We start from the raw sequence: 23,178 nt of genomic DNA, 5'->3' as shown, positions 1-23,178 counted from the left end.
GTCTAGTCCGGACCTCTGACAGAACGGGGTCGGACAACATGTCCGACATAGCCGTCGATATGCGGAGAAAACTCGCAGGTCCCGCGTTCCCAAAACGTTCCCAGGAGGGCAAACGTGCGGATCCTGCTGCTCGTTACGGCGTTCAACGGATTGAGCCAGCGGGCCTGGTGTGCCCTGCGCGAGGCCGGGCACGAGGTCGGCGTGCTGTTCGCGACGAGCGAGACGGGCATGGTCGAGGACGTCGCCCGGGCCAACCCCGACCTGATCATCTGCCCGTTCCTCAAGGACCGGGTGCCCGCCCGGGTCTGGCGGCGGTGGCGCACGGTGATCATCCACCCCGGCCCGGTCGGCGACCGCGGTCCGTCCTCGCTGGACTGGGCGATCAGCGAGAGCGCCCGGACGTGGGGGGTAACCGCGCTGCAGGCCGTCGAGGAGATGGACGCCGGGCCGATCTGGGCCACCCGCACCTTCGCCGTCCCGGCCGTGCCGCCGCGCAAGTCGTCGATGTACAACGGGCCGGTCGCCGACGCCGCGATGGAGTGCGTCTTCGAGGTGGTCGCCAAGGCCGGCGACCCGGCGTTCACCCCGGTGCCGGCCGACCGGGCGCCCACCGAGGTGCCCGGCGCGCGGCTGCGCCCGCTGATGCGGCAGTCCGACCGGGCCTTCGACTGGGGCGACCCGACCGAGCAGATCGTCCGGAAGATCCGGGCCGCCGACGGCGCGCCGGGCGTCCGGGCCGAGCTGGGTGGGCTGCCGGTTTTCGCGTACGACGCGTCGCCCGGCCTCGGTCACGCCGGCCGGCCCGGTCAGCTGCTCAGCCGCCGGCAGGGCGCGGTGCTGGTCGGCACCGGCGACGGCAGCGTCTGGCTGGGCCACCTGCGGGCCGCCGAACTCGGCGACGGGCGGGCCGGGATCAAGCTGCCGGCCACCACGCTGCTCGGCGCCCGGCTGCGCGGGGTGCCGCACTCGCCGCTGCCGCCCGGCGCCGAGCCCGAGCACCCGGCCGCCTACCGGCAGATTCGGTACCGGCGCACCGGCGCGGTCGGCTGGCTGGCATTCGACTTCTACAACGGCGCGATGGCGCCCGGGCACTGCCGCCGGCTGCTCGCCGGGCTGCGGCACGCGGCCGGCCAGGACACCGAGGTGCTGGTGCTGCGGGGCGGGGCGGACGCGTTCAGCAACGGCGTCCACCTCAACGTCATCGAGGCGTCGCCCGACCCGGCCAGCGCGGCCTGGGCGAACATCCGGGCGATCAACGAGGTGTGCCGGGAGATCATCACGTGCACCCGGCAGGTGGTGATCGCCGCGTACGCGGGCAGCGCCGGCGCCGGGGGCGTGATGCTCGGGCTCGGCGCGGACATCGTGGCCGCCCGCGACGGGATCGTGCTCAACCCGTACTACGACATCGGGCTCTACGGCTCCGAGCTGCACACCTTCACCCTGCCCCGGCGGGTCGGGCCGGTGCGGGCACAGCAACTGGTCGACGACAAGCTGCCGCTGAGCTGCTCGGGGGCGCGCTCGATCGGCCTGGTCGACGAGGTCGGGCCGGGCGGGCTCGACGCGTACGGGGAATGGTTGCAGGCCCTCGCCGAACGGGAGAGCGAGGGGCGCACGGCGCGCAACCGCCGTCAGCAGAAGGCCCGGCGGCTCGCCGCCGAGCGCGTCCCGCTGGAGGTCTACGAGGCGCGCGAGCTGGCCGAGATGAGCCGCGACATGTACGCCGACCGGTCCGGTTTCGCCGCGGCCCGGCACGCCTTCGTCCGCAAGGTCAAGCCGGCCGAGACGCCGTCGCGGCTGCTGTTCAAGAGAAAGAAGGCGGCCCGCTCCCGCGCGACCGTGCTGCGCCCGGCGGTGCCCGTGTCCGCCTGACGATTCCGGGGCACTGAGGTGAGACTTGCCTCAATTCACCCGGTCCTCGGGTCGCGCCGATACCATCGGCGGGTCGGGACAGCGCCGTCCTGGAGCACTCAACGGGTAAGGAGCTCCCCGATGACCGACCAGCACGGCCACCTCGACCCCGACGGCCCGGACGCCGCGCTACGCGCCGATATCCGGCGCATCGGCACGCTGCTGGGTCAGACCCTGGCCCGCCAGGAGGGCCGCCCCCTGCTCGACCTCGTCGAGGAGGTCCGGGCCCTGGTCCGGCAGGACGCGCCCGCCGCGGCCGAGCGCCTCGCGGCGATGGACGTCACCACCGGCACCAAGCTGGCCCGCGCGTTCTCCACCTACTTCCACCTCGCGAACATCACCGAGCAGGTGCACCGCGCCCGCGACCTGCGGCGGCGCCGCGCTCGCGACGGCGGCTGGCTGGACCAGGCGGCCAAGCGGATCGCCGAGCGCGGGGTGCCGGCCGACGAGATCGCCGCGGCCGCCCGCCGGCTCGCGGTGCGCCCGGTCTTCACCGCGCACCCGACCGAGGCCGCCCGCCGGTCGATCCTCTCCAAGCTGCGCCAGGTCGCCGACGAGCTGGACAACGAGGCCGCCGCCCAGGTGCTCTACGGCGCCTCGGACACCACCGCCTCGACCCGCCGGTTCGCCGAGCTGATCGACCTGCTCTGGCAGACCGACGAGCTGCGGCTGGACCGGCCGGACCCGACCGACGAGGCCCGCAACGCCGTCTACTACCTGCGCGACCTGTACGCCGACGCCGCCCCGCAGGTGCTCGCCGATCTGGCCGAGACGCTGCGCAACCTGGGCGTGGAGACCGCGCCCACGGCCCGCCCGCTGACCTTCGGCTCGTGGATCGGCGGCGACCGGGACGGCAACCCCTTCGTCACCCCGGCGGTCACCCGCGACGTCCTGATGATCCAGCACGAGCAGGGCATCCAGGCCACCGAGCGGGCGATGGACAAGCTGATCGACGAGCTGTCGGTCTCCCGGCGGCTGCGCGGCGTCTCCCTCGACCTGTCCGCGTCGCTCGCCAAGGACCTGGACAACCTGCCCGAGGTCGCGCCCCGGTTCCGCAAGACCAACGCCGAGGAGCCGTACCGGCTGAAGGTACGGGCGATCAAGGCGAAGCTCGCGAACACCCGCAAGCGGCTGGGCGCCGGCACCCGGCACGTGCCGGGCCGCGACTACCTCGGCAACGACGAGCTGATCAGCGACCTCGAGCTGATGCGCGCCTCGCTGGCCCGCAACTCCGGTCAGCTCACCGCCGTCGGCGCGGTGGCCACGGCGATCCGCACCGTCTCCGCCTTCGGCCTGCAGCTGGCCACCCTCGACGTCCGCGAGCACGCCGAGAAGCACCACGAGGTGCTCCAGCAGATGTACGCCCAGGTCGGCGAGGTCGAGGACTACGCCGCGCTGGACCGGCCCGAGCGCACCAAGCTGCTGGCCGCCGAGCTGACCGGCCGGCGTCCGCTGGCCAGCGCCGACACCCCGCTCACCGACGCGGCCCGCAAGACCTTCGACGTGTTCAACACGATCCGCGAGGTGCAGGACCGGTTCGGGATGGACGTCATCGAGACGTACATCATCTCGATGACCCTCGGCGTCGACGACGTGCTCGCCGCCGCGGTGCTGGCCCGCGAGGCCGGCCTGGTCGACATCCACACCGGCCGGGCGCGGGTGAACATCGTGCCGCTGCTGGAGACGCCGGCCGAGCTCGACGCGGGCGGCGACCTGCTGGACGAGATGCTGTCCCTGCCCGCCTACCGGGAGATCGTCCGGGCCCGCGGCGACGTGCAGGAGGTCATGCTCGGCTACTCGGACTCCAACAAGGAGGCCGGGATCACCACCAGCCAGTGGCGGATCCACAAGGCGCAGCGCTCGCTGCGGGACGTGGCGGCCCGGCACGGCGTACGCCTGCGCCTCTTCCACGGCCGCGGCGGGACCGTCGGCCGGGGCGGCGGCCCCACCCACGAGGCGATCCTGGCCCAGCCGTACGGCACGCTGGACGGCGCGATCAAGGTGACCGAGCAGGGCGAGGTCATCTCCGACAAGTACACGCTGCCCGCCCTGGCCCGGGAGAACCTCGAGCTCACCGTGGCCGCGGTGCTGCAGGCGACGCTGCTGCACACCACGCCGTCGGTCGACAAGCAGCACCTCGAGCGCTGGGACGCGACCATGGACACCGCCTCGGACGCGGCGTTCGCGGCGTACCGGTCGCTGGTCGAAGACCCGGACCTGCCGGCCTACTTCTGGGCGGCCACCCCCACCGAGCTGCTCGGCCAGCTCAACATCGGCTCGCGACCGGCCAAGCGGCCGAACGCCGACGCCGGGCTGGGCGGCCTGCGCGCGATCCCGTGGGTGTTCGGCTGGACCCAGACGCGGCAGATCGTGCCCGGCTGGTTCGGCGTGGGCTCCGGCCTCGCCGCGGCCCGGGCCGCCGGGCACACCGAGGCGCTCCGCGAGATGTACGGCAGCTGGCAGTTCTTCAAGACGTTCCTGTCGAACGTCGAGATGATGCTGAACAAGACCGACCTGGAGATCGCCCGCCGGTACGTCGAGACGCTGGTGCCGGCTGAGCTGCACCCGATCTTCTCCAAGATCGTCGCGGAGTACGAGCTGACCGTCCGCGAGGTGCTGACGATCACCGGCGGAAACGACCTGCTGGCCTCGCAGCCCGAGCTCAAGCGGACGCTGGGGGTGCGCGACACCTACCTGCTGCCGCTGCACCACCTGCAGGTCGCGCTGCTGCGGCAGTACCGCGACCTGGGCGACGGCGAGCGGCAGCAGGCCACCGCGCCGGGTGCGCGGCGCGCGCCGTCGGACTCGACGGCGCTGGAGCGGGCCCTGCTCACCTCGGTGAACGGCATCGCCGCCGGCATGCGCAACACCGGCTGAGATGATCTGGTCACGGGCCGTAAGCTGAGAGCGGGCTGAGAGACCCCGAGAGGACCCTCAGGGATTCTCCGGATCCGCCGAGGTGCGGTCAGTTCCTAGGCTGGGCCCGTGACCATCATCGCGACTCAGGCGCTGACCAAGACCTATGGCGGCGGGGTGACGGCGTTGTCCGACCTCACCGTCGCGGTCGACGCGGGCGTCATCGGGCTCGTCGGGGCGAACGGCGCCGGCAAGAGCACCTTCATCAAAATCATGCTGGGGCTCCTCGCGCCCAGCTCGGGCGCCGTACGGGTGTTCGATATCGACCCGGTCACCGAGACCGACAAGGTGCGCGCCCGGGTCGGCTACATGCCGGAGAACGACTGCCTCCCGCCGGATGTCTCGGCCTCCGAGTTCGTCACCCACGTGGGCCGGCTCAGCGGGCTGCCCAAGACCGCGGCGCGCGAGCGGGCCTCCGAGGCGCTGCGCCACGTCGGCCTCTACGAGGAACGGTACCGCCAGATCGGCGGCTACTCGACCGGCATGAAGCAGCGGGTCAAGCTGGCCCAGGCGCTCGTGCACGACCCCGACCTGCTGCTGCTCGACGAGCCGACCAACGGCCTCGACCCGGCCGGCCGCGACGCCATGCTGACCCTGGTGCAGCGGATCGGCAACGAGTTCGGCATCTCCGTGGTGGTCTGTTCGCACCTGCTCGGCGAGGTCGAGCGGATCTGCGACTCGCTCATCGCGATCGAGGGCGGCCGCCTGCTGCGCGCCGACCGCATCTCGTCGATGACCGCGGCGTCCGACGTGCTCGCCGTCGAGGTCAGCGAGGGCACCGACGAGCTCGCCGCGTGCCTGCGCGATCTCGGGTTCGAGGTCACCCCCGAGGGCCGGGTGCTCCTGGTGCCGCTGGAGTCGGATGACGCGTACGACCGGATTCTCCAGGCCGTCGCCGAGCTGGACCTTCCGCTGCACCGCCTGGACCAGCGGCGCCACCGCGTCGCCGAGCTCTTCACCAAGAAGGAGACGGCCGATGTCTGACGCCGGCGTGATCCACGACATCGGATACCAGCGGTATCAGGGGCCCCGTCTCGGCCGGGCCGCCGTGCTGGGCGCGCTCTACACGCACGGCCTGCGGGCCTCGTTCGGGCTGGGCCGCAGCGCCAAATCCAAGATCTTCCCGTGGGGCGTGGCCGGCATCGTGCTGCTCGTCGCGGTGATCAATGCGGGCGTACGCTCGCAGATCGGTCGCTGGCTCTTCGACTACTACGAGATCGCCAACACGATGAGCCTGCTGGTCATCTTCTTCGTCGCGATCGTGGCGCCCGAGCTGGTCTCCCGGGACCTGCGCTCGGGGGTGCTGCCGCTGTATTTCAGCCGCCCGCTGCGCGCCGCCGACTACGTGCTGGCGAAGGTGGCCGCGCTGGTCACCGCCGTCTGGCTGCTGCTCGGCGTACCCCAGTTCGTGATGTTCCTGACCGGCGCCTTCACCACGAAGACCGGCATGAAGGGGGTGTGGCACGAGCTCGGGCTGCTCATTCCCGGCTGGGGCTACAGCCTGCTCTGGGCGCTGGTCTTCACGAGCATCAGCCTGCTGATCGCCTCGCTCACCGGCAAGCGCGCCTTCGCGGCCGGCGGCATCGTCGCGGTGTTCCTGATGACCGCGCCGGTGGTCGGCGTGCTGAGCTCGCTGCCCTCGGAGACCGCACACCACCTGGCCGGGCTCGCCAGCCCGATCGCGCTGGTCAACGGCGTGGAGATCTGGCTGCGCAACCGCGCCGACCTGGGCCTGGACCTCGGCGACTTCGGCCCGATCTACGGGATCGAGGCGTTCTGCCTGATCGCCGCCTGCCTGCTGCTGCTGTTGGCCCGCTACCGGAAGGTGGCCTCGCTGTGAGCGTCGTCGAGTTGCAGAACGTCTCCCGCTGGTACGGCAACGTGGTGGCGGTCAACGACATCAGCATGAGCCTGCAGCCCGGGGTGACCGGCCTGCTCGGCCCGAACGGCGCCGGCAAGACCACGGTGCTGCACATGATGGCCGGCTTCCTCTCCCCGTCGAAGGGCACCGTCACCATCGACGGCAAGCCGACCTGGCGCAACCCGTCGATCTACCGTTCGCTCGGCCTGGTCGCCGAGCGGGAGGCGGTGCACGGCTTTCTCACCGCCCGCGAGTTCGTGACCGCCTGCGCGAAGATGCAGAAGCTGCCCGACCCCGCGGCCGCCGCGGCCCGCGCGCTCGAGATGGTCGAGATGACCGACGCGCAGGACCGCCGGATCGAGACGTTCTCCAAGGGCATGCGGCAGCGCACCCGGGTGGCCGGCGCGCTGGTGCACGAGCCGCAGGTGCTGTTGCTGGACGAGCCGTTCAACGGCATGGACCCGCGGCAGCGGATGCACATGATGGACCTGCTGCACACGCTCGGCGGCCGCGGCCACACCATCCTGTTCAGCTCGCACATCCTGGAGGAGGTCGAGCAGCTCTCCGGCCTGGTCCAGGTGATCGTGGCGGGCCGGCTCGCGGCCTCCGGCGACTACCGCCGCATCCGCCGGCTGATGACCAACCGGCCGCACGTCTTCGCCGTGCAGAGCTCCGACGACCGGCGGCTCGCGGTCGCGCTGATCGGCGAGAAATCGGTGAGCGGGGTCGAGATCGAGCCGGGCGGCCTGAGCGTCCGCGCCTCCGACTACGGCAGCTTCACCCGCGCGCTGCCCCGCATCGCCCTCGGCCAGGGCATCCGGCTGCGGCGTCTGCTGCCGTCCGACGAGTCGCTGGAGAGCGTCTTCTCCTACCTGCTGGAGGCATGATGTCCACGGTCGCCTACATCACCGCTCGTGGCCTCCTCGGCCGCCGCCGGCTGCTCCTGCTGCTGCCGTTGCCGCTCCTGCTGATCGGGCTGGCGGCGCTCTGCCGCTCGTACGACGTCCACCCCGACCAGTGGGGTCAGGCGGTCATCGTCGGCCTCGGCTTCGCCGTGGTCCTGCCGGTGACCAGCCTGATCGTCGGCACCGGCGTGCTCGGCTCCGAGATCGACGACGGCACGATCATCCACATCCTCACCAAGCCGCTCCCCCGGCGCGACATCATCCTGGCCAAGCTGCTGGTCGCGGCCGGCGTCTCGGCGGTGGTCGCCGCGGTGCCGCTGTTCGTGACCGGCGTCCTGGCCGACAACGTCCACTTCGGAGTGGCCCTGGCCGTGGCCGCGGCGATCGGCGCGGTGGCGTACTCCGCACTGTTCCTGCTGCTGAGCCTGCTGACCCGGCGGCCGGTGCTGCTCGGCCTGGTCTACATCCTGGTGTGGGAGGGCCTGCTGGGCCGCTTCGTGAGTGGCACCAGGGTGCTCTCCATCGAGCAGTACGTCATCACGATCGCCGACAAGATGGCACCGACCGCCATCCTGCCCGGCAAGGTGGACCTGTGGGTGGCCGTCGTGATGAGCGCGATCTTCGCGGTCGGCGGCACGCTCTACGCGATCAACCGGCTGGGCAGCTTCAGCATGGCCGGCGAGACCAGCTAGGCCACCGGCTGCTTCGCCTCGGGGTCGACCGAGGGTCTCCACTCGCCACGGAGACCCTCGGCCTACCGGAAACCAGACCAGCCGGCGGCCGCCACCACGCGCACTGCCTGTGCGACTTGAGCGCGGTCTACGACGTCACGGCCACCTGGAAGATCGGGAGATTGCCCAGGTTGCGGTACGCCTGCAGGGCGGCGGGCGTGCTGTCGACCGAGGAGTCCTGGCCCTTCTTGTTGTGCGGGGTATCGAACTGGACCATCGCCCGGACCATCGGGAAGCGGACGAGCTCGGTGCCGAGGTCGCGGTAGAAGTCCGCCTGGAACCGCGGATTGGCCTTCGACGACCACACGCCCCACTCGGCGAGCATGATGGGCCGGCCGGGGTGGCGGGTCACCGCCCAGGTGTAGAAGCCGGGCCAGCTGCGCCGGCCGGCGACGTCGATCGGCCGGTTGAAGATCTCGTTGAAGTCGCCGTGGCCGTATCCGGGGTCGCTGTACGCGTACGTGTCGAAGCCGATCCAGTCGACCACGTCGTCGCCGGGGTCCATCTGGTTGAACCAGCTCTGCGTCGCGTGCGGCACGTACGTCATGTGCACCAGCACCGTCACCATGTTGGTCACGCCGTGCGCCCGCAGCCGCAGGACCACGTGCCGGAACATCGCCGCGTAGTCCTGGGCGGTGTAGCCGGAGCCGGCCTCGGGCCGTACCTCGTTCTCGCCCTCGTGGTGGATGGCGAGGAAGAACTGCTCGGGGAACGTCTGCTTGATGTGCGCGGCGAGCCGGTCGAGGAAATCGTCGGTGGGCTTGTCGCCGCGGGCGATCGCCGCCCAGGAGGCCGACTCGGGCTTCCAGTTGAGGAACAGGATGCGATGCCGGCCGGGCTCGCGGGCGATCGCTATCTCCTGCGGCGTCGGGAACAACTGCCGGATCCCGCCGTGGTAGGAGTGGTAGATCGCCTGCGTACGCCCCGTCTTGCGCTCGAACTCGGCAAGCGCGTCGGCGCCGCGGGTGTCGGTGTGCGCGCCGGGCGCGGCGCCCCAGAGGACGCCACAGGTCGGCACCAGCTTGACCCCGGTGCGGCAGGCGCCCCGCGGAGATGCCACGTCCGGCTCGGACGAGGGCTGCGGATCGACGACCGCGGGCGGCCCGTCCGAGGTGGTTTCGGCCGCCGGGGTCGAGGGTGACGGCGACGGCGTCGACGCCCAGGCGGAGGTCGTCGCGAGCGCGAGGACGAGTGCCGCCGGGACGACGGCGCGGGGAAGCAGCCGGAAGCGGCGCGGGCGTCGAGTCACGAGGAGCCAGTATTATGACGAATGTCTTGTTTGTCCATAACCGGACGAGAACTAATCAGACAAAAGAGTTAACCGGAGACCCGTCTCGACCGCGATCAGGCGGACTGAGAAACTGTCCCCTAATCGGCCGCAGGGGGATGCAAAGGTGAATGGTTCGGTGCTTCCCGAGGACGTGCTGCGCGACGCCCCGTCGTACACGCCGCACGCGCACGAGCTCGCGGACCTCGAACTGCTGCTCTCCGGCGCGTATGCCCCGCTCACCGGCTTCCTGGGCCGCGCCGATCTGAACTCGCTGCGCCGCCGTGGCCGGCTCGCCGACGGCACCCAGTGGCCGGTCCCGGTCACCCTCGAGGTGCCCGCCGAGCTGGCGAGCGACCTGGTGCTCGAGGACCCTTTGCACCGCACGATCATCCTGACCGACCCCGAGGGCGCGCCGGTCGCCGCGCTGGAGGTCACCGACGCCTGGTCGACCGGCGAGCGCACGTACGGCGTGGGCGGCACGGTCCGCCGGATGGGCGACGGCGGGCACGGCCCGTTCCAGCGGCTCCGGCGCACCCCCGCGGAGGTCCGGGCGCTACTGCCGCCCGGCCGGGTGCTCGGCGTGATCGCCGACCGGCCGCTGCACCGGCCGCAGCTGGCCCAGATCGCGCACGCGGCTCGCACCCTCGCCGCGCACCTGCTGATCCTCATCCCGGTCAGCGGCCCCGGCCCGGACGGCGTGCCGCCCGAGGCGCTGGTCCGGGCGGTCTTCGCGGCCCGCGACCGGATGCCGCCGGCCACGATCGTCGCGGTTTCGCTGCTCAACCGCGGCGACGAGATGCGTGACGCGCTGCTGCGGGCGCGCGTCGCCGGTGCGTACGGTGTCACGCACATGCTCTCCACCGGCGAGATGCTCTCCGGCGGCGGCCTGCGGGTGCTGGTGCCCCGCGAGCTCGCCTACGACAACCGGGACGGCCAGTGGCGCTGGCGGGACGACATCCCGCCGCGCAACCGCCGGCTCGCGATGACCCCCGCCGAGATCAATGACGTGCTGGACCGCGGCTTCCCGCTGCCGGAGTGGCACACCCCGCCCGCGGTGGCCAAGGAGCTGACCCGGGCCCGCCCGCCGCGCCGGCACCGCGGCCTCGTGGTGTTCTTCACCGGGTACTCCGGCTCGGGCAAATCGACCATCGCCCGCGGTCTCGCCGACTCGCTGCGCGAGTCCGGCGAGCGCACCATCACCCTGCTCGACGGCGACGTGGTGCGCCGTGAGCTCTCCGCGGGACTGGGCTTCAGCAAGGCCGACCGCGACCGCAACGTCCGCCGGATCGGCTGGGTCGCGGCGGAGGTGGGCCGGCATCGGGGCATGGCGGTGGCCTGCCCGATCGCACCGTACGAGTCGGCCCGCGCCGCCGTGCGCGGAATGGCCCAGGACGCCGGCGCCGGGTTCGTGCTCGTCCACGTGAACACCCCGCTCGAGGTCTGCGAGCAGCGCGACCGCAAGGGCCTGTACGCCCGGGCGCGGGCCGGCCAGCTGCGCGGGCTGACCGGCATCGACGACCCGTACGAGGAGCCGGCGCACGCCGAGCTGACCATCGACACCACCACCATCACGGTGCCCGAGGCGATCGAGCTGGTACTCGCCTACCTCGTGGAGAACGGCTGGGTGGAGCCGAAACTGACCTAGGCCCATTACGTCGGCGGGAGTGAGCCGTTTACCCCCCTGGGGACAAAACGCCCGTTTGCATCAACGACTCACTCGACCCCCGAAAGGGCCGCCACCAATGGAAGCGTCTCGCCCCGCCGATGTCTCGCACTATCTCGGCATCTTCCGCCGTCACTGGTGGATCGCCCTGATCGCGACCGGTGCGGGTCTGGGTGCGGGTGTCGTGCTGACCAGGACGCTGCCCAAGACGTACGAGTCGTCGGCCTCCGTCCTGGTGCAGGCGCTCGACCAGGACACCAACGCGCAGGGCGGCCGCACCAAGGGAGCGGTCAACCTGGACACCGAGGCGCAGCTGGTGCGCTCCGGAGCGGTGGCCACCGGGGCGGCGCAGCTGCTGCGGACCAGCCGATCGCCGATCGACCTGGCCAAGGACGCCTCGGTCGAGGTGCCGGCGAACACCACCGTGCTGGTCATCACGTTCCAGGCCGGGACGGCGCAGGAGGCCCAGTCCGGCGCGCACGCGTTCGCCGAGGCCTACCTGCGCAACCGCCAGAACACCGCGCAGAGCGAGCTGAACCAGCAGATCAAGACGCTGAGCTTGAAGATCAAGCAGCTCACCACGACGCTGACCGGGATCAACAGCCGGCTGGCCCGCACCTTCCGGGGCAGCCCGGACGAGGGCAACCTGATGAGCCTGCGGAACAACTCGCAGAACCAGCTGAACGGGCTGACCAGCCGGCTCAACGAGCTGACCACGACCACGGTCGGCGCCGGCGACATCATCAGCGACGCCCGCCTGCCCGACACCCCGAGCAGCCCGAACCCGATGATCAACCTGGCCACCGGCGGCATGGTCGGGCTGCTGCTCGGAGCGGCGCTGGCGTTCCTCCGCGAGCGGTTCGACCGGCGGTTGCGCTCGGCGGCCGACGTGCGCGACCGCGGCCGGGTGCACGTGCTGGCCGCCTTGGACGAACGCACCACGCCGCACTTCGACGACGTGTTGCAGCCGTACGGCGCCGGGGGCCGGATCTTCAACCGGCTGCGCAACGAGATCCTGGCGACCCTGAGCCCGAGCGACCAGGTCATCGTGGTGACCGGCACCAGCCGCGGGTCGGCCGCGACCCTGGTGGCCGCGAACCTGGCCGCCGCGCTCGCCCGTACCGGCAGCGACGTGGTGCTGATCGGCGCGCACCTGCCGGACAGCGTCGTGGACGCCGCACCACTGGCCCGGATGCTCGGCGTCTCCGCCGTGCCGGGCCTGTCCGACCTGCTGGCCGGGCGGGTCGGCCTGGCGCGGGTGCTGCAGCGCACCCCGCGCATCCCGTCGCTGCGGGTGATCACCACGGGCGGTGCGGCCACCGCGGCCGGCCTGATGCAGTCGCAGCGGCTCAAGGACACCCTGGAGGCGCTGCGCCGGCAGGGCGGGTACGTGGTGATCGAGGCCCCGTCGACCAGCAGCAGCGCGGACGCGCAGGGGCTGGCCAGCCTCGCCGACGCCGCCCTGCTCGCGGTGGAGCTGCGCAAGTCGCGCCGGCCGGCCCTGCTGGACGCGGCCGAGCAACTGCAGCGGGTGGGCACCCCGCTGCTGGGGGCGGTGGTCCTCCCCCGCCTCACCAACCTGCGTGGCCCCGAGCCGAGCGGCCCCGCGGTCGTCCTGTCCGCGGCCGAGAGGGACAGCAAGGCGGCCCGTCCGGAGGGGCCCGGTAGCGGCACGGATCCGGACTTCACCCAGCCGATGCGCTTCCCGACCAACACGATGTCGGCGGCGGAGAAGGCCAGGGCCTCCGCAGCGGCCTCCGCAGCCGCCGCGCCGGCCTCCGCAGCCGCGCCGGCCTCCGCAGCCGCGGCGACCTCCGCAGCCGCCGCAGCCTCCGCGGCCGTCGCGGCCGAGAAGACCGCGGAGAAGCCGCAGGTCCGCCCGCGCACCGCGGAGTCGGCCGACGAGGTCACCGCCGTGATCGACATGTCCACGGTGGCCAAGGACGGCGACGGGAAGTGACGCCGGCCGCCAGGGCCGCCACAGCCACCGCGGATACCGGACGGACCGCCGGCCCCGCGCACGGCGCCGGTAAGCCCCTGACCCTGCCGGCCTGGCCGGTCGTGAGCATCCTGGCGCTCTATCCGCTCTGGTGGGCGCTCGGCCTCGGCGTGCTCATCTTCGCCGTCATGGCCGTGCCCATGCTCTTCCTGCTGCTGCGCCGCCGCCTCGCCGGGCGCCCGCTGCGCCTGCCACCGGGTTTTCTCTGGTGGGCACTGTTCCTGATCGCGGTCGTGGTGAGCCTCGGCGCGCTCGGCGTCGACCCGCCGGGCACGATCGCCGAGCACGCGACCGCCCGGCTGCCCGGGGCGGCCTACAAGCTGGTCATGTACGCGGCGCTGACCGTCCTGCTCCTGTACGCCGGCAACCTGACCGAGGCCGAGCTGCCGAAGCGTCGCCTGGTCAAATACCTCGGCTGGCTGTTCGTGGTGACCGTGGCCGGCGGGCTGCTCGGCATGGTGGCCGGGCACTTCCAGTTCACCTCGCCGGTCGAGATGCTGCTGCCGGCCGCGGTGCGCAACAAGGGCTTCGTGCAGTCGCTGGTGCACCCGTACGCCGCACAGATCATGGACCTGGTCGGCGGTGACCGGCCGCGCCCGGCCGCACCCTGGGGATACACCAACACCTGGGGCAACAACTTCTGCCTGCTGGCCGGCTGGCTGGTGGTCGCGGCCGGGCAGAGTCGAAAGCGATCGGTCAGGTTCTGGGCGATCGTGTGCCTGCTGGTCTCGATCGTGCCGGCGGTGGTCTCGCTCAACCGGGGGCTGTGGATCGGCCTCGGCCTCCTGATCGTCTACGTCGCCGCCCGGTACGTGCTGGCCGGCAAGATGTGGATCACCGGGGTGCTCGCGGTGGCCATCGCGCTGCTCGGCCTGGCCCTGACGGTCACGCCGCTCGGCGACGTGGTCGGCGCCCGGCTGGACAACGGCAAGTCCAACGGCGTCCGCTCGTTCCTGGTCGACCGGGCGCTGGACGGCATCGGCGGCTCCCCGATCGTGGGGTACGGCGGCACCCGGAACACCGCCGGCGGACGGCAGTCGATCGCCGTGGGCGAGACCTCGAGCTGCGAGCGCTGCGGGAACTTCACGGTCGGCGGTAACGGCCAGCTCTGGCAGCTGCTCTACTCGCACGGCATCGTCGGCACCGCCGGCTACCTGGGCTTCTTCACGTACGTCCTGTGGCGTTTCCGGCGCGATCGCAGCGCGATCGGGGTGGCCGCGAGCGCCGCGCTGGTGACCTCGTTCTCCGCGATGCTCTGGTACAACTCGCTGGTCACCCCGCTGGCCTTCATGGTTCTGGCCGTTGCGCTGCTCTGGCGCAACTCGATGGAGGGGGATCCGACATGAGTCCGGTGAAGACCGCGCCCGCCGAGCTGACCGCCGGCGACGCGGCGCTGCGCACCCAGTACCTGAACGAGGTGCTCGACCTGCTCTACCCGTGGCCCTGCCGCACGGACGGGTCGCCCGGCACCCCGATCGCCGAGTACCTGGTCGTCCCGGACGCGCGCCGGCCCCGCCTGCTGGTCCCGTCCGCCTCGCGCCGGGTGGCCGCCGCAGCGGTCCGCCGGTACGCCGAGCCGCAGTCCCGGGCCGCCCGGCTGAAGCGGGACGCGGTGGTCGCCGCCGTTCGCACCGGCGCGTCCGCGGTGCTGCTGCGCGACCGGGTCCGGGTGACCGGCCCGTTCTCGTCCAGCATCGACGGCCACCTGAGCGAGCAGCTCGGCCGGGAGCTGTCGGTCAGCGTCCACATCGGACCGGCTCGGGCCAACCGCAAGCCGGTGCTGCAGCTGATCGATGCCGACGGCGAGACGTTCGGCTTCGGCAAGCTCGGCACCGGCCCGCTGACCTGCCGGCTGATCCGGGCCGAGACGGCGGCGCTGAACGCGCTCGGCGCCAGCGGCCTGACCAGGCTGGCCGTGCCGCGGGTGCTGCACGCGGGCGAGTGGCGCGGGCTGGAGGTGCTGATCCAGTCGGCGCTGCCGGTCTGGCTGCCGCGCGCGCGGCTGACCCAGCGCCGGCTGGTCGCCGCCATGCTGGACGTCGCCGGCTGCTGCGGCTACACCACCGGGCCGCTCGACTCCAGCGGGTACTGGCAGGAGCTGCGCGGCCGGCTGGCCGCGGTGACCGGCCGGCCGGAGGGCGCCGGCCTCGGCCCGGCGGCCGAACTGCTGGTCAAGCACGCCGGCGACACCGTCTTCCGGTACGGGTCGTGGCACGGCGACTGGGCGCCGTGGAACATGGCGAACGTCGCCGAGACGCTGCTGGTCTGGGACTGGGAGCGGTTCGCCACCGGTGTGCCGATGGGCTTCGACGCCGTGCACCACGAGCTGCAGCGACGGATCCAGGCCACCGACGACGCCACCGACGCGGTCGAGCAGACCGTGCGCCGGGCCGGCGAGCTGCTGGTCCCGTTCGGGGTGCCGCCGGCCGGCCGCGAGGTGACCGCGCTGCTGTACCTGGTCGACCTGGCCGCCCGCTATCTGACCGACCGCCAGGCCGAGGCCGGCGCCCGCCTCGGCGTGCTGGGCACCTGGTTGCTGCCGGTGCTCGTCCGCCGGGTCGAGGAGCTCTGAGGAGAGCACGATGGACGTACGCAACATGCCGGCCCCGATGAAGCGCGTCGTGCACCTGGGCACCCGCTCGTACGGCCGGCTCACCGCGCCGGGCCGGATGATCCCGTCGTTCCTCATCTGCGGCGGCCAGCGCTGCGGGACGACCTCGATGTACCGGGCGCTGGCCGCGCACCCGGTGGTGCTCAAGGCCGTGCTGCACAAGGGCGTGCACTACTTCGACACGTCGTACGAGCGCGGTCCGTCCTGGTACAAGGCCCACTTCCCGATGGTGCGCCGCGGCGCGAAGGTCGCCGAGCGGTACGGCGTGCCGGTGCAGACCTTCGAGTCGAGCCCGTATTACATGTACCACCCGCAGGCCGCCGCCCGGATCGCCGTCGACCTGCCCAACGCGCGTCTGCTCGTGCTGGTGCGCGACCCGGTCGAGCGGGCGTACTCGCAGCACCACCACGAGGTGGCCCGCGGCTTCGAGACCGAACGGGACTTCGGCGCGGCGCTCGCGCTCGAGCCGGCCCGGCTGCACCGGCAGGAGGAGCGGCTGGCCGCCGACCCGTCGTACTACAGCTTCGCCCACCAGCACCACGCCTACCGGGCGCGCGGCGAGTACGCCCGCTACCTGGGCATGATGGCGCAGCACGTGGGCCGGGAGCGGATCCACGTGGTGGAGAGCGAGCGGTTCTTCACCGAGCCGGAGGAGGTCTACGACGAGGTCTGCGCGTTCCTCGGCCTGCCCACCTACCTGGAGCGACCGCCGTTCGAGCGGCACAACGCCCGCCCCCGGCAGGCCGACATGGACCCCGGGCTGCGTCGTGAGCTGTCCGACTACTACCAGTCGCACGACGAGGCGCTGGCGCGCTGGCTGAGCCGAACGCCGGTCTGGCGCCGCACATGACCGCCCGTCCAACCACCCCGCCGCCGCCCTTAACCGGACTGAAGGCAGATTGGTTAGCGGAGGAGGGCACCAAGGCCGTCGCCCGCGGCGGCCTGGCCAACATGGTCGGCTCGGCGCTCGCGGGCGGCACCGGCTTCGGGGTCACCTGGATCGTCGCTCGCTCGCTGGGCCCGGATCAGGCCGGCGCGTTCTTCGCCTCCACGGCCGCGTTCGTGCTCGCCGGCGGGCTGGCGAAGCTCGGCACCCAGACCGGCCTGGTCTACTGGCCGGCCCGGCTGCGCGCCACCGGCCGCGCCGAGCTGCTCGGCGCCTGCCTGCGCACCGGGCTGGCCCCGGTGATCGGCATGTCGCTGCTGCTGGCGGTGGGCCTGTGGCTGACCGCGCCGGCGATCGCCCACGCCACCGCGCACGATTCGCGTGCGGTGGTCGGCACGCACACCGCCGGGCTGCGGGTGCTGGCGCTGTTTCTGCCCCTGCAGGCGCTGACCGACGCGCTGCTCACGGCCACCCGCGGCTACCGGATGATGCGCCCGACCGTGCTCTACGACCGCATCGTCCGCAGCGCCCTGCAACTGCTGCTGGTGGCCGCGGCCGGGGTCGCCACGCTGTGGACGGCCGGCACCCTGCCGGTGTTCGCGTTCGCGTGGGCCGCGCCCTACCTGCCCGTCACGGTGCTCTCGGCGTACGCGATCCGGAAGCTCTATCTCGCGAGCAAACCGCCCGGGGTGACCACCCGCCGGGTCGAGCGGCGCGGATTGCGCCGGGATTTCTGGCGCTTCACCGGGCCGCGCGCCCTCGCCAGCGTCGCCCAGCTCGCCCTGCAACGGGTGGACGTGCTGCTGGTGGCGGCGCTGGGCGGGCTGGCGCCGGCCGCGATCTATGCGGTTGCCGGGCGATTCGTCGTGCTCATCCAGTTCGCCAACCAGGGCATCTCGCAATCGGTGCAGCCCCGGCTCGCCGAGGCGCTGACCATCGGCGACCGGGCGAACGCCAACCACCTCTACCAGACCGCGACCGGCTGGCTGGTGCTGGTGACCTGGCCGATCAACCTGGTGGTGATCCAGCTCGCGCCGCTCTACCTGCGGTTGTTCGGCGACGGCTACACCGCCGGGCGGGCCGTGGTGGTCATCCTGGCGAGCGCGATGCTGGTCGCGACCGGCTGCGGCATGGTCGACATGGTGCTCGCGATGGCCGGGCGTACCTCCTGGAACCTGGTCAACGTGCTGATCGCGCTGGGCGTCACGATCGGCCTGGACGTGCTGCTCATCCCCCGGTTCGGGGCGCTCGGCGCGGCGATCGGGCTGGCCTGCGCGATGGTCGCGAACAACGTGCTGCCGCTGGTTCAGGTCGGCCGGGCCGTCGGCCTGCACCCCTTCGGCCGGGGTACCCGGGCCGCCGCGCTGCTGTCGCTGGCCTGCTTCGGCGTGCTGCCCCTGCTGGTGGGCGCTCTCGCCGGTCTCGCACTGGCCGTACCGACCTTCCTGGCGGGGGTCTGGCTGCTTCGCGGCCCTCTCGCGCTGGACGCGTTCACGAGCACAAGGAGAACCCGTTGACGACGGACTACACCAAGGTCTTCCAGGACACCGAGGCGGTCGAGAAGTACGAGAACATCACGTACGCGCCGGACAGCTACGCGTCGCAGATCAACCAGCGGCAGCGCGACTACCTGCGCACGCTGGTGCGGCACGAGTTCGGCCCGCGCGCGCCGGTGCAGCACGACTTCGCCTGCGGCACCGGCCGGGCGATCCGCACGCTGCACGGGCTGGTCCGCGAGGCGCACGGGTATGACACGTCGGCCGCGATGATGGCCAAGGCCGCCGAGGTCGGCTCGCACGCGCACTGGCATCAGATCGCCGCGGACGGCCCTGTGCCGTCCCCGGCGGAGGCCGGCTTCCCGGCGATCGTGACCATGTTCCGCCTGCTGCTCAACGTGGACGAGGCGGTCCGCGACCGGGCGCTGGCGTTCGCCGCGAAGGCGCTGCCCGACCCGCTGGCCGGCGTGCTGGTGGTGGAGAACCACGGCAACGCCGGCTCGCTGCGCCACCTGCGGGCCCGGCGGCACCGCGGCGACCGCTGGTTCGCCGAGCTCTCCCACGACCAGGTGGAGTCGCTGCTCGATCGGCACGGCTTCGAGATCGTCGAGCGCCGCGGGTTCTCGATGATCACGCCGTCCTTGCACGGGAACCCGCTCGTCCGGGCCGCCGACGCCGCCGTGCGCCGGGTGCCGGGCAGCGACGGGTACGCGGTGAACGTGCTCTACACCGCGCGGCGCACCCATGCGTAGGACGCTGGCGGCCGCGGCCGCGGTGCTGGTCGTGCTGCTGGCCGGCTGCTCGTCCGAGCCCAAGAAGCAGACCCCGCCCCCGCCGCCCGATCTGACCGAGAAGCCGGCCGCGGTCGCGGTCGACCCCGGGCCGTTCGAGAGCGGCCCGGTGCGTGCCCCGGAGAAGGGTGCGCTGGTCGGCGCCTGGATCAAGCCGGACGAGCTGACCCACCTGGGCCGGCTCGCCGCGGTCGACACGCTGGAGAGCGACCTCGGCCGGCGGCTGAGCATCATCAACACGTACCGCCGCTTCGAGCAGCCGGTCGGCACCCCCTCGGACCTGGAGTTCCTCGCCACCGGCGCGACGCTGATGATCAGCTGGGCCACCGGCGACAACCGCTCCATCCTGGACGGCGAGTACGACGACCTGATCCGCCGGCAGGCCGTCGCGATCCGGAAGATCCATCGGCCGGTGCTGCTGCGGATGCGCTGGGAGATGGACCGGCCCAACCTGCGGGCGACGATGTGGTCGGCCGGCGACTACATCGCGGCGTGGAAGTACGTCCGGGCGATCTTCCGCGAGGAGCGCGCGGACAACGTCTCCTGGGTGTGGTGCCCCACCGCGGAGGGGTTCTTCCGCGGCGATGCGCCCGGCTTCTATCCCGGCGACGACCAGGTCGACTGGACGTGCGTGGACGTCTACGCCGGCGTGAACTTCCAGCCGATCGGCGAGCTCATGGGCCCGTTCCTGCAGTTCGCGGCGCAGCACCCCAAGCCGATCATCATCGGCGAGTTCGGGGTGGCCAAGGCGTGGGGGTCGCAGCGCCGGGCGGCCTGGCTGGCGGACGCCGAGCGGACCTTCAAGGCCAACCCGCAGATCAAGGCGGTCGCCTACTTCGAGTCCGACCCCGACGGAAGCGGCCCGACCAAGCAGTTCCAGCTGACCGGCGACCGGGCCGCATTCAAGGCGTTCCAGTCCCTGGTCCGGGACAGCTACTTCAATCCCTGACCTTTTCCGTGCGCAGTGGCTCCAGGAACTCCAGCCGGTTGCCGTGCGCGTCGTGCGCGTAGAGCCGCCGGTGACCCGGGAAGTGCGGATCCCATTCGACCGGGTGACCGGCGGCCTCCAGCCGCGCCGCGAGCAGATCAAGACCATTCACGAGTACGCCCGGATGCGCCTTGCGCTCCGGGGCGAAGCCGGGCACCGGGCTCACGTGCACCTCCCAGCCCCCGCCGCGGAACCAGCACCCGCCTCGGGCCGCGAGCACCGGCGGCTTGACCAGCTCGGCCATGCCCAGCACCCCGGCGTAGAACGCCCGGGCATCGTCTTCGCCGCCGGGCGGGCAGAGCAGTTGAACATGGTGCAGACGCTCGAACATGCCTATACAGTACGCCCGTACTGCTAGCGGCTGCGCACCCGCTGGGCCGGCGCCTGGGCCAGCAGCTTCAGCGCGTACGGTGCGTCGCGCCGCAGATAGCGACCGGCCAGCCGGCGCGGCTCGCTGCCCAGCCGGTGCGCCCACTCCAGGCCGGTCCGCTGCATCCAGCGCGGCGCCCGGGCGGTGTCCCCCGCCACGAAGTTGACCGCCGCACCGCATCCGATGAACCACGTGGCCGGCAGCGCCGGCCGCAGCTTGGCGATCATCCGCTCCTGCTTGGGGAAGCCGAGCCCGACGAAGACCAGGTCCGGCGCCGCGTCGATCACTTTCGCGCAGAACTGCTCGTACGTGGCCGGATCCCGCTCGAAGCCGAAGTCCGGGCAGAGCGTTCCCGCCACGCGCAGCCCGGGACAGCTCGCGGCCAGCCGGTCGGCGGCCCGCGCCGCGCCGTCGCCGGCTCGCATCGCGCCGTCGCCGGCTGGCGCCACGCCTCTCGCGGCCCGCACCGCGCCGTCGCCAGGCGGATCGCCGCCGATCACGAAGATCGATCGCCGGTCCAGGCCCAGCCCGGCGGAGAGCGACCAGATCAGGCTGCTGCCGGCCACCCGCTCCGGCAGCGGGTTGCCGCCGAGCCGGCTCGCCCAGACGAGTGGCATGCCGTCCGCCACGATCAGGTCGGCGTCGTCGAGGTGCTCGCGCGCCTCGGTGTCGGTCTGCGCCCGGCGCAGGATGTCGATGTTCGGAGTGACGATCCGCCCCCCACGGCCATGGGCGAGCGCATCTCGCACCACCGCTACGACCTCGGCCTCGGTGATGCGGTCGATACCTGTTCCATCCAGGTCGACCCGCTCGAAAGCCTCGATCGGCACCTGTCGCCTCCTTCACGGTGTTTGCCTCGTTATACGAGCGAAACGAGCGAAGGTGGGCCAAAGTGGCACGGGTGTTATTTCTGGGCGGATTAGGACGTAGCGGGACAACGCTCGTCGAGCGTCTGCTCGGCGAGCTTCCCGGCGTGTGCGCACTCGGCGAGGTCGTCCACCTCTGGCAGCGAGATCTGCGCGACGACGAGCGCTGCGGCTGCGGCGCCCGCTTCTCGGGCTGCGGATTCTGGCGGCGGGTCGGCGCGCTCGCCTTCAACGGCTGGCACAACGTCGACGTCGACCGGGTGCACTACCTGCGCGACGCGGTCGAGCGCACCCGGCACATCCCACGGCTGGCCACCGCCGTCGAGGCCCCCGAGGAGGTGCACGAGTACGCCGAGTACTACTCCCGGATCTACTCGGCCGCGCACGAGGTCTCCGGCGCGCGGATCATCGTCGACTCGTCCAAGCATTCGGCGCTGGCCCACGTGCTGCGCTGGTCGGGCGAGATCGACCTGCGGGTGGTGCACGTGGTGCGGGACGCGCGCGGGGTCGCGTACTCGTGGACCAAGACGGTGGAGCGGCCGGAGACCGACGGCGCCCAGCAGATGACCCGCTACTCCCCCGCCCGCTCGGCGCTGCTGTGGACCGCGCACAACGCCGCGTTCGGCCTGCTCGCCCGCCGCGGCGTGGCGGTGCGCCGGATCCGGTACGAGGAGTTCGTGACCGACCCGCGGGCCGCGCTCGCCGACATTGCCACCTTCGCCGGCCTCGATGTCACCCCGGCCGACCTGGACTTCGTGCACGACGGCCAGGCCGACCTGCGGGTCGGGCACAGCGCGGCGGGCAACCCGATGCGGTTCACCGTCGGCCGGCTCGCGCTGCGCCGGGACGACGCCTGGATGGACGCCCTCCCGTTACGACAGCGCCGGCTGGTCGGCGCGGTCTGCGCCCCGATGCTGCGGGCCTACGGCTACCCGCTGAACCCGCTCGAGGTGGCGCGGTGAACTGGCCGTCGGTGGGGGTCGTCATCCCCACCCGCAACCGGCCGGAGCTCGTCCGCAAGTCGATCGCCGCGGTACGCGAGCAGCGCTACCCCGGCGAGCTGAAGGTCCTCCTCGTGTACGACCAGGCCGAGCCCGACGACCTGCTCGCCGCCACCGTGGGCGTCCGGGTGCAGGTGCTCACCAACTCGCGGACCGCCGGGCTGGCCGGTGCCCGCAACACCGGCATCCTCGCGCTGGACACCGAGCTCGTGGCGTTCTGCGACGACGACGACCGCTGGCAGCCGGACAAGCTGCGCCGGCAGGTGGCGGCGCTGCTGGCCGACCCGGACGCCGAGATGGCGACATGTGCGATCGAGGTCGAGTACGAGGGCCGGTGTACGCCCCGGCTGGCCGGGCGCAGCCGGGTCACCGTCGACGAGCTGGCCCGCTCCCGGATGGCGATGCTGCACTCGTCGTCGTTCCTGATCCGCCGCGAGGCGCTGGCCCCGGACGCGATCGGCCTGGTCGCCGAGGACGCGCCGGGCAGCCAGAACGAGGACTGGGACCTGCTGCTGCGGGCCGCCCGCCGGGCGCCGATCGTGCACCTGGACGAGCCGCTGGTGCGCGTGCTCTGGGGGCGGAGCTCGCACTATGCGTACGAGTACGCCACCAAGATTTCGTCGCTGCGATGGATGATGCAGCGGCACCCGGAGATCGGCGGATGCAAGCCCGGCGCGGCCCGCGTCTACGGGCAGCTCGCCTGCTGGTCGGCCGCGAGCGGGAACCGCAGCCAGGCCTGGAAGTTCAGCAAGGAGGCCGTGCGCGCGAACTGGAAGGAGCCGCGGACGGCGATCGCCCTGGCCGCGATGACCGGGGCGGTCAAGGTCGAAAATGTTCTCTCGGCGCTGCACAAGCGAGGGCGGGGCATCTGAGACCCCTCTAGCCAACCCACTCTTTCCATCACGCCCGATCGCAA

At 72.3% G+C, this 23,178-nt stretch carries 19 protein-coding genes; 16 read left to right on the top strand and 3 right to left on the bottom strand.

What is annotated here, in order from left to right:
* The first annotated feature begins 114 nt into the window (after window positions 1-114).
* From ODJ79_RS41670 to ODJ79_RS41645, 6 genes are all read left to right on the top strand, one after another.
* Window positions 115-1,869 (top strand): hydrogenase maturation protein, encoded by a 1,755-nt coding sequence (locus ODJ79_RS41670; RefSeq protein WP_263029244.1) that lies wholly within the window; start codon window positions 115-117, stop codon window positions 1,867-1,869.
* 120 nt (window positions 1,870-1,989) lie between these two features.
* A complete protein-coding gene (gene ppc / locus ODJ79_RS41665; protein WP_263029243.1) occupies window positions 1,990-4,785 on the top strand; it encodes a phosphoenolpyruvate carboxylase in 2,796 nt (931 codons plus the stop codon).
* A 108-nt stretch (window positions 4,786-4,893) separates the two neighbouring features.
* Window positions 4,894-5,808 carry an ABC transporter ATP-binding protein gene (locus ODJ79_RS41660; RefSeq protein ID WP_263029242.1) on the top strand — a complete coding sequence of 305 codons (915 nt, stop codon included), beginning with the start codon at window positions 4,894-4,896 and terminating at the stop codon, window positions 5,806-5,808.
* On the top strand, window positions 5,801-6,664 hold the full coding sequence (locus tag ODJ79_RS41655) for an ABC transporter permease (RefSeq protein ID WP_263029241.1): 864 nt from the start codon (window positions 5,801-5,803) through the stop codon (window positions 6,662-6,664). The genes ODJ79_RS41660 and ODJ79_RS41655 overlap by 8 nt, the downstream gene beginning before the upstream one ends.
* The gene (locus ODJ79_RS41650) at window positions 6,661-7,572 is read left to right on the top strand and encodes an ABC transporter ATP-binding protein (RefSeq protein ID WP_263029240.1); all 912 of its coding nucleotides are present in this window, start codon (window positions 6,661-6,663) and stop codon (window positions 7,570-7,572) included. The genes ODJ79_RS41655 and ODJ79_RS41650 overlap by 4 nt, the downstream gene beginning before the upstream one ends.
* Window positions 7,572-8,282 carry an ABC transporter permease gene (locus tag ODJ79_RS41645; protein WP_263029239.1) on the top strand — a complete coding sequence of 237 codons (711 nt, stop codon included), beginning with the start codon at window positions 7,572-7,574 and terminating at the stop codon, window positions 8,280-8,282. Before ODJ79_RS41650 ends, ODJ79_RS41645 begins: the two co-directional genes overlap by 1 nt.
* Before the next feature lie 127 nt (window positions 8,283-8,409).
* Here the strand turns inward: ODJ79_RS41645 and ODJ79_RS41640 are convergent, their stop codons facing one another.
* Window positions 8,410-9,570: an endoglucanase gene (locus ODJ79_RS41640; protein ID WP_263029238.1), complete on the bottom strand. Its 1,161-nt coding sequence runs from the start codon at window positions 9,568-9,570 to the stop codon at window positions 8,410-8,412.
* A gap of 157 nt (window positions 9,571-9,727) precedes the next feature.
* On the opposite strand from ODJ79_RS41640, the gene cysC reads away from it, so the two are divergent.
* The 8 genes from cysC to ODJ79_RS41600 all read left to right on the top strand — a co-directional run bounded on the left by cysC (window position 9,728) and on the right by ODJ79_RS41600 (window position 19,986).
* Window positions 9,728-11,236 (top strand): adenylyl-sulfate kinase, encoded by a 1,509-nt coding sequence (cysC, locus tag ODJ79_RS41635; protein ID WP_263029237.1) that lies wholly within the window; start codon window positions 9,728-9,730, stop codon window positions 11,234-11,236.
* A gap of 97 nt (window positions 11,237-11,333) precedes the next feature.
* Complete coding sequence (locus ODJ79_RS41630; protein WP_263029236.1) at window positions 11,334-13,214, top strand: Wzz/FepE/Etk N-terminal domain-containing protein; 1,881 nt, start codon at window positions 11,334-11,336, stop codon at window positions 13,212-13,214.
* The gene (locus tag ODJ79_RS41625) at window positions 13,211-14,599 is read left to right on the top strand and encodes an O-antigen ligase family protein (RefSeq protein WP_263029235.1); all 1,389 of its coding nucleotides are present in this window, start codon (window positions 13,211-13,213) and stop codon (window positions 14,597-14,599) included. Before ODJ79_RS41630 ends, ODJ79_RS41625 begins: the two co-directional genes overlap by 4 nt.
* Window positions 14,596-15,825 carry a hypothetical protein gene (locus ODJ79_RS41620; protein ID WP_263029234.1) on the top strand — a complete coding sequence of 410 codons (1,230 nt, stop codon included), beginning with the start codon at window positions 14,596-14,598 and terminating at the stop codon, window positions 15,823-15,825. The genes ODJ79_RS41625 and ODJ79_RS41620 overlap by 4 nt, the downstream gene beginning before the upstream one ends.
* Window positions 15,826-15,835: 10 nt before the next feature.
* Window positions 15,836-16,714 carry a sulfotransferase domain-containing protein gene (locus tag ODJ79_RS41615; protein WP_263029233.1) on the top strand — a complete coding sequence of 293 codons (879 nt, stop codon included), beginning with the start codon at window positions 15,836-15,838 and terminating at the stop codon, window positions 16,712-16,714.
* Window positions 16,711-18,267, top strand: coding sequence for a polysaccharide biosynthesis C-terminal domain-containing protein (locus ODJ79_RS41610; RefSeq protein ID WP_263029232.1), 1,557 nt, complete (start codon window positions 16,711-16,713; stop codon window positions 18,265-18,267). Before ODJ79_RS41615 ends, ODJ79_RS41610 begins: the two co-directional genes overlap by 4 nt.
* Entirely contained in the window at window positions 18,264-18,998 is a 735-nt protein-coding gene (locus ODJ79_RS41605) for a class I SAM-dependent methyltransferase (protein WP_263029231.1), read from the top strand. The genes ODJ79_RS41610 and ODJ79_RS41605 overlap by 4 nt, the downstream gene beginning before the upstream one ends.
* Window positions 18,991-19,986 carry a glycoside hydrolase family 26 protein gene (locus tag ODJ79_RS41600; RefSeq protein WP_263029230.1) on the top strand — a complete coding sequence of 332 codons (996 nt, stop codon included), beginning with the start codon at window positions 18,991-18,993 and terminating at the stop codon, window positions 19,984-19,986. Before ODJ79_RS41605 ends, ODJ79_RS41600 begins: the two co-directional genes overlap by 8 nt.
* Here ODJ79_RS41600 and ODJ79_RS41595 read toward each other — a convergent pair.
* Both ODJ79_RS41595 and ODJ79_RS41590 read right to left on the bottom strand, forming a co-directional pair.
* Window positions 19,976-20,356 carry a glyoxalase gene (locus tag ODJ79_RS41595; protein WP_263029229.1) on the bottom strand — a complete coding sequence of 127 codons (381 nt, stop codon included), beginning with the start codon at window positions 20,354-20,356 and terminating at the stop codon, window positions 19,976-19,978. The two genes, ODJ79_RS41600 and ODJ79_RS41595, sit on opposite strands and share 11 nt — an antisense overlap.
* A 23-nt stretch (window positions 20,357-20,379) precedes the next feature.
* On the bottom strand, window positions 20,380-21,225 hold the full coding sequence (locus ODJ79_RS41590) for a WecB/TagA/CpsF family glycosyltransferase (protein WP_263029228.1): 846 nt from the start codon (window positions 21,223-21,225) through the stop codon (window positions 20,380-20,382).
* Window positions 21,226-21,287: 62 nt separating this feature from the next.
* Here ODJ79_RS41590 and ODJ79_RS41585 point away from each other — a divergent pair, with 62 nt between their 5' ends.
* Both ODJ79_RS41585 and ODJ79_RS41580 read left to right on the top strand, forming a co-directional pair.
* Window positions 21,288-22,223, top strand: a complete 936-nt coding sequence (locus tag ODJ79_RS41585; protein WP_263029227.1) for a sulfotransferase — start codon at window positions 21,288-21,290, stop codon at window positions 22,221-22,223.
* Window positions 22,220-23,134: a glycosyltransferase family 2 protein gene (locus ODJ79_RS41580; protein WP_263029226.1), complete on the top strand. Its 915-nt coding sequence runs from the start codon at window positions 22,220-22,222 to the stop codon at window positions 23,132-23,134. The genes ODJ79_RS41585 and ODJ79_RS41580 overlap by 4 nt, the downstream gene beginning before the upstream one ends.
* The last annotated feature ends 44 nt before the right edge of the window (window positions 23,135-23,178 follow it).

It is taken from the genome of Actinoplanes sp. KI2, from assembly GCF_025630775.1.
Lineage (GTDB): Bacteria > Actinomycetota > Actinomycetes > Mycobacteriales > Micromonosporaceae > Actinoplanes.
Note: the sequence above shows the minus strand (reverse complement) of the source record. Positions and strands in the feature narration are given on the sequence as shown.